This window comes from Vibrio sp. 811 (assembly GCF_033339195.1).
The window spans coordinates 232,301-238,521 of record NZ_JAWOUB010000007.1 but is presented as its reverse complement, the minus strand read 5'-3'; the positions used below and the strand labels follow the sequence as shown (position 1 = coordinate 238,521).

The 6,221-nt window shown below is 39.5% G+C and carries 8 protein-coding genes; 7 read left to right on the top strand and 1 reads right to left on the bottom strand.

The features are described from left to right. Window positions 1-251, bottom strand: a 251-nt coding sequence (locus R7Q46_RS13880) for a transposase (protein WP_206937396.1), incomplete at its 3' end; no start/stop codon positions are given. Window positions 252-815: 564 nt separating this feature from the next. On the opposite strand from R7Q46_RS13880, the gene R7Q46_RS13875 reads away from it, so the two are divergent. From R7Q46_RS13875 to R7Q46_RS13845, 7 genes are all read left to right on the top strand, one after another. Then, window positions 816-1,121 (top strand): hypothetical protein, encoded by a 306-nt coding sequence (locus R7Q46_RS13875; RefSeq protein WP_169567642.1) that lies wholly within the window; start codon window positions 816-818, stop codon window positions 1,119-1,121. A 100-nt stretch (window positions 1,122-1,221) separates the two neighbouring features. After that, window positions 1,222-1,824, top strand: a complete 603-nt coding sequence (locus R7Q46_RS13870) for a hypothetical protein (protein WP_140050539.1) — start codon at window positions 1,222-1,224, stop codon at window positions 1,822-1,824. 127 nt (window positions 1,825-1,951) lie between these two features. Beyond that, a complete protein-coding gene (locus R7Q46_RS13865) occupies window positions 1,952-2,335 on the top strand; it encodes a hypothetical protein (RefSeq protein WP_025767063.1) in 384 nt (127 codons plus the stop codon). A gap of 10 nt (window positions 2,336-2,345) precedes the next feature. Further along, window positions 2,346-2,588 carry a hypothetical protein gene (locus tag R7Q46_RS13860; RefSeq protein WP_025767062.1) on the top strand — a complete coding sequence of 81 codons (243 nt, stop codon included), beginning with the start codon at window positions 2,346-2,348 and terminating at the stop codon, window positions 2,586-2,588. Between the two features lie 327 nt (window positions 2,589-2,915). Continuing rightward, window positions 2,916-3,089 carry an HNH endonuclease gene (locus tag R7Q46_RS13855; protein WP_140050538.1) on the top strand — a complete coding sequence of 58 codons (174 nt, stop codon included), beginning with the start codon at window positions 2,916-2,918 and terminating at the stop codon, window positions 3,087-3,089. Between the two features lie 1,246 nt (window positions 3,090-4,335). After that, the gene (locus R7Q46_RS13850) at window positions 4,336-5,025 is read left to right on the top strand and encodes an HNH endonuclease (protein ID WP_025634880.1); all 690 of its coding nucleotides are present in this window, start codon (window positions 4,336-4,338) and stop codon (window positions 5,023-5,025) included. A 7-nt stretch (window positions 5,026-5,032) separates the two neighbouring features. Further along, window positions 5,033-6,220 (top strand): hypothetical protein, encoded by a 1,188-nt coding sequence (locus tag R7Q46_RS13845; protein WP_025634881.1) that lies wholly within the window; start codon window positions 5,033-5,035, stop codon window positions 6,218-6,220. Window position 6,221 lies beyond the last annotated feature (1 nt).

Genomic DNA, 6,221 nt, shown 5'->3' with positions numbered 1-6,221 from the left:
CGTTCAAATACGCCAGCATCCCGCCACTCCTGAAATCGGCGATGAGCAGAGCTTGACGAGCATATACCGGTGGCATTTAGCGCATTCCACTGGCAACCCGTCCTGAGTACGAAGAAAATGGCGTTCATTGCAGCGCGATTATCAACCCGCTTGCGGTGCGTACCCAGCGGGTGTTGAGTTCTATGTTCCGGGATGAGAGGAGCCATTTTCTCCCAGAGTTCATCACTGATTTGCCACTTATTACCTGCCATACGTTGCCCTCATAAATTATCATTATGTATTATCTGACAATTCCTTTTGGGATAGGTTCTTAGATAATAATAAGTATTGCCTAGACAAAGAAGCATTAAAAGATGGTTTTCATTGGTTGGTTCCAGACAGGGAAATAGATCCGATTAACTGGTTTAACTCAACAACATGGCAGTATGTGAACGCTGAACTTTTAAAAATAGGAGACTAAAACAGGAGTAAGACTGAAACTAGAGATGACCTTGAATTAGATAAACTATCAAACACCTCTAACCCATTCGCTTTTGAATTAACTGAAAAATCTAAGGAAAACATGCGTTCTTTGGTGAAGCATGTAGATGGTTGAACTTGGAACGAGCGTGTTGATTCCATCAACAAAAAAGATGGTAATTAATATGATGTATCGTGGCTAGACATCAACAATGATCTTTATGGTGCGGGAAAGTGGTTTTATGAGCAAGCTAAAGAAGAAGCAACGCCTTCTCATAGGCGAGATTTACATGCGCTTGTCAACTATGAATACACAGGCGATTTTTTGTCGCTGAAGTAATGGGAAAATCGAAAATATGAAAATACAGTTAGTAGCTACGATCTTAGCTGCTCTTTCCTTGCAAGCTCAAGCAACGACTCAAGAAGAAATGGTAATCGAATTAGGTCATTCTATTGCGCTAAGTTTACTTGATGCAAAGTTGGAATTGGCTTGTGACTCCAACATTAACAACCTAGGTGAAATTACTCTCAAAGTTAATCAGGAGTGCGTTTCAACAATCAACAAACTTCGGTCAACGTTAGAGACAGAGCCGACAGCAGTAGACTTGGTTAAACAGGTTGATTCTTTTATGGATTCAAATTCTATCCCACTCACTAAGTAACTTGAGAGTATTGGAAAAATCGAACTTGTGCAAAAGGCATTTAACAGGTTGATTTGAGTGCCTTTGATAGAAGTAGTAATAACAACTTGGAGTGCAAACTTTGTCAAAGAATGAAATGCAATATGCAGTATGGCAGATGCCCCATACCGAAAAAGATTTAGCTGTTTTGGTAGATGCTGCTGAGTTACCTATTCTAGATCGTGGAGAGGAGGGTGTGCTAAACCCTGACACACCATTAAATGATGATCATTTAAAACTAAAGTTGGTTTACGGTGTGCTCATGTCCAATAACCTTCGAGGTTTACAAAACTATGAAGGGATGAATCACTTAGTTGATGTCCATCAGGATAAATGGTTAGTTCATCTAAAGCCAAACGATGATGAGGATAAACCATTAGAAGCAATCTATCTTGGATTTGAAGATATGATGGTTTTGCATTGCAGGGGATTAAGACAAGGTGATTTTGCTTTCGCTGCTCTTATGGGTCTACCTGATAGCTTGGAACTTCATTCAGATAAGCTGTGGGGTGTAACATCGTTCCTTCGTTTACATGATTTAGACATGGCTACAAACCTAATTAATCGAGAAATCATCATTTCGCTAGTCGAAGAAGAAGTTGTCGAGGCAGAACTAACTAAAGAAAATTGGAAATCATTTGTTAACGAGGGACTGGCAAAGTCTTTAGCTAAAAAAGTAGGTTAATTAGGATAGGGAACATATTAGCTCATAAAAACCTTAGATTTACCTTTTAGAACCGTAAAAATGCTTCAAAAATAAGAACGCAGACCTTAAAGAAAAAGTTAAGACAACGACCAAGGACTAACAAGAAATGAAAATAGTATTAGCTAAAGAAATTAGTGATAGCCTGAGTGAATATACAAATGCCGATAGCTCCATCTGCGTACAACAAGTTACCTTATGGTTTGATGTGATTGCTACAGAGTTGGAGCTAACTGAGGTATCTAAAGAGAAACTAAACTATATCACTACTCCTTCAATTATAATCAAGTTGAGCCAATCTAATCAGCGCATACATGACCTATTATTGGGGGTTGCTGGGTATCCAAATTTAGATAAAGAAGAAGCAGAATTTCAAGTTAAGTGTAGGCTATCAGTCCTGAAATCCGCATGGATGCACAGAGCATACGGTTTGACGTTGCAAGATGCTTTCACTGATGGAGAACTATTCTTTAACGCTCTCATCAAGATGTAGGTAACACCTTATGTTAGACAATATATTAGCTAGATATTGGCAACCTAAAGGAACCTCTTTACATAAGCACCATTTACAAGCAATTGTCATCGGTTTTGTATTAAGTCTAGTGTTACTTTTCGTTGGCGTTATTAATCGTGAAATGGCTTTTTCAGTGATGATCTTGATTGTCGTACTCCAGTTCTTAGGGATGTGGTTGGCTAGAAAGAGATTTGGTAATAGAAATCCCAATAAAGTTGGATATAAAGAGTAGTTCCTGCTGGATAGAGATAGTTACGAGCCATTGCAGATCTGGTCATATAACCAAGCCGATAAAGCCAAAAAAGAAGTCCCCAAATTGGTTAGGAAGCTACTTGCTCGCACTCAGATACATCGTGCTTGGTTACAAAGCGCAACTGGCTCATTTCAGTTGCCAGTTTTAGAGCGAATTTAACGTTGGAAGATAGTATTGGAATTAGTAACTTAGATTAGAAACCAACTCACCTATGACCCTGATAGTGGCATCATCCAGTGGAAAAAGTTGGGCAGAGGCCGCCGAGCTAATCTAGTTGCGGGATGCGTCAAGCGGAAGAAAGGCAACGTGTGGCGCAGAATTGTCATTGACGGTAAAGAGTACACATCTGGTCAAATCGCTTGGTCAATAATGACTGGTCATTTTCCTGATTTCATCATCGATCATAAAGATGGTGATTCTCTAAATGATAAATGGAGCAATTTACGTAGGGGGACAACTGCGTTGCTCAGAGAAATTTAGCTAGAAGTCGCCGCAACAAAACTGGTGTGACTGGAGTGAAACAGATCAATGGCTACTTTGTCGCCTACATCGGAGTGGGTAATAAGCAAAAGTACCTTAGTAGCACAAGTGACTTTTTTGAGGCTGTTTGCTTAAGAAAGCGAGCAGAGAAACAGTACAAATACAGCCCTAGACATGGGCTGTAATCAACATTGGAAAAAACATGCCAGAACCAAAACCTAACCACCGGAAGTTCGCGGACTTTATTACTAACGTTTCAGCCCTTGCTAGTGCCTATTTCTTAGTCCGATTTGTCCTAGATTTTTCTCTAGAAACTCTAATCGAGAATGAAAATTTAATGTGGTTCTTCATTTTCGCTTTTATTACTGTAGTGTATGGTTTTATCTACGGAAAAAACGGCAAAAAATGACATTGTAAACAACTAGATTGTGTAAAAGGTATTGAATTACACCTACATGCTTATGACAACTGTCAAAATAGGCGATTCAAATGGATTAATGCCATCAGAACAACTTGATAACAAAGAGGGAGCCATGTTCAACATAAGAACTAGACACTCGTATGGCCACTAGAAGAACTGGGGGTGGTGCTTAAAGGTCAGTAAACCCGACTAAAACTGGTGATGCTGTTGGAGAGCTAAGTGATCTCTTAGATGTTGCCCTATACAACCGCCCATGTACAAGCAGAAGCGTAAGATAGATAAGCTAGTTAAGACGCTGCTGAAACCTAAAAAGAAACATTAACTGGATAAGGAAAACTGTATGACAAGTGTATATAAACTGATATGCGAGCGAGCCTATTTTGTTGGGTATGAGCAGCTTTTCTTGCCAAGAAGTTTTAGGCGGCTGGTTGCTAGAAGTGAGTTGCACAGAGCTTGGTTAGCAGGTAATCAAGGTAATATCGGTGCGACCGATGGCGTTTTGTATCGGAAATGGTTTACTAACCGCAAGCATCATACAAATGCCACTATTAAACAGCTATGGCGTAGCATAAATCGATAACCCGAAACATCAGTATTTATAAGCAACAGAAAAAGAAAGAAGCCACATCTTTACTCATAATCGCTCGCCATCCTCTACTGTTCACCTGCCCACGTTATAAAGATATCAATCGGAAAAGTACTCAGTTCGATCTTGGTATAAGCGCTTACTTAACGCCTCTCCAAATTATTCCTTGTTAATCATCCCAATTATTATGATAATTGGGGTATTGTAAAATATCCACAAATGACATATATAGGTGAGTAATGTTCATAGGTGTTAGTAGAAGCCATCAATGGCGTTTATCAGAACCACCAGAACCATCTGATGATAAAGACTTTCAACTAAAAAGGGTGGAGTTTTTATCAGATGTTGACTATCGATGTACTGATTGCCATTTTCGTTCAGAAAAGTATCAACATGTTCATCACAAGGATGGGAATCACAAACATAACGAAATCATTAACTTTGAGTGTAAATGCCCTCTATGTCATATGTGTGAACATCTGGGTTTTGTTGCAGATAATAAACTTGCCACTTTAGTTTTTTGTCCCTCTTTGACCCAGGAGGAGCTCAATGCTTACGTTCGAATATCTTGGGTTGCAAATTACTTAGCAAAAATCCAAGGTCCAGAAAAATGCGGTACTACGCTTCTGCGTATTGCACGCGATACAGGGCTCTGGATCGAGCTCCTTTCTGCTACGGCGCAGCAAGTAAGTCAAGTGTACAAAATAACCAACATTAGGGCACTAGCTGAAGACTTTCGTGCTATGGATGACAAAGAGTATTCCGAACGTCAGTTAAAGTACCCTCATTTAAGGTTGCTGTTTACTCCAGATCCCTTTTCTCGAGAGATAGAGGAGTGGAGTAGGAACCAAGACTTCTTTTCAGATTTCTATGACCCAAACAATTGGCCAGAAATAGTGAACAACCATATCTCTAGTTTAGAAGGATAGGATATTAATGAACACATATGGCGTAGCGATATTCAACGATGAAAAAAAACCTAGGAGTGGATTCTCTTGTGTCGATGGCAAGGTGAAGGAGTTTAGTTCCTATTCTGATTTGGAGATGTCTACAATTTGGGTAACTAACATTCAACACTCTATATTTCAAAAAGAAGCCCTCTACAAAGTACCTAACCTACGTTCGTCGCAATATTTAAGGTTGTCTTTACAACAGATAATGAGGGAGTTGAATGTTAAAAAAGATATTGAAGGTATTCAACATTTAGCAAAGCTAGTTCAGTCAATTGCTGCAGATCTACAGGGTAAATTCGAACTTAATCCGGACTACCTTCGATATCGCCTTGGTGGTGAAATCCCACAATACCTGGAATCACAAGGGTTCCTACCTTCTGAACTACTAAATATAAGTGAACTCGCAGACGCTTCAGCTAAAGCGGCATTAAATGATGCGTATCAGTCATTCCAAGGTACTGTAAAGTCTGCAAACGGAAAGATCTATCATTATACCTTACCAAGGGTTGCGCATTTCGAATACTTAATGAATCAAAACTTTCCTTTGGATAACAATTGGGAAGAATTTACGTTTAGTAGCGATGGGCCAATTGTTGCTGGATATAAAAACAAAGTACTACTCCCTGATACAGAAAAAGTCATAATAGGTTTAAAGAACCTCCATAAAAATACTGCTGCAATTCTAAATATCAAAGTAAAGTCTATCGACCCAAAGCGAGCTCAAAGTTTTACCTTTGGAATCGAAGGTGTGAAATCTACAACGAGAATATGGGCTGCTCTTCCAGAGGTTATTGATATTTTACGTTACTGTGAGGTTGAAATTTTGGGAGGCCTGAAAACTAATGCTGGTAAGTTGGATGTAAGGCCTGAAATAGACCTATCAAAAAATAGATATAGTTACTCTAAAGGTGTGGTCAGTGAAAATATTTGGTGTGCCTTAGCCGATAAAGTCCACTTAGGAAGTCAAAAACAAGCTACTGGCCTGGGAGTGTACCTCAGAGCATATGACAGGATTATTTGCTCCAAACTTGCGGAAGCGTTTATGAAAGCAGGTTTCGTCGGCGGTGGGTTTGGTGTCGGTGCGGCAAGGGTTTGGTTAAGTAGCCAAGATGTAAAAAAAGCCAATATTATTGCAGAAAAATTTGGCGCAATGCCAGATATCGGAGTGTAGA

Bases quoted from the DNA above. Each gene is read 5' to 3' on its own strand.
- R7Q46_RS13875 (WP_169567642.1), top strand. From the start codon at position 816: ATGAAAATACAGTTAGTAGCTACGATCTTAGCTGCTCTTTCCTTGCAA.
- R7Q46_RS13860 (WP_025767062.1), top strand. From the start codon at position 2,346: ATGTTAGACAATATATTAGCTAGATATTGGCAACCTAAAGGAACCTCT.
- R7Q46_RS13865 (WP_025767063.1), top strand. From the start codon at position 1,952: ATGAAAATAGTATTAGCTAAAGAAATTAGTGATAGCCTGAGTGAATAT.
- R7Q46_RS13845 (WP_025634881.1), top strand. From the start codon at position 5,033: ATGAACACATATGGCGTAGCGATATTCAACGATGAAAAAAAACCTAGG.
- R7Q46_RS13850 (WP_025634880.1), top strand. From the start codon at position 4,336: ATGTTCATAGGTGTTAGTAGAAGCCATCAATGGCGTTTATCAGAACCA.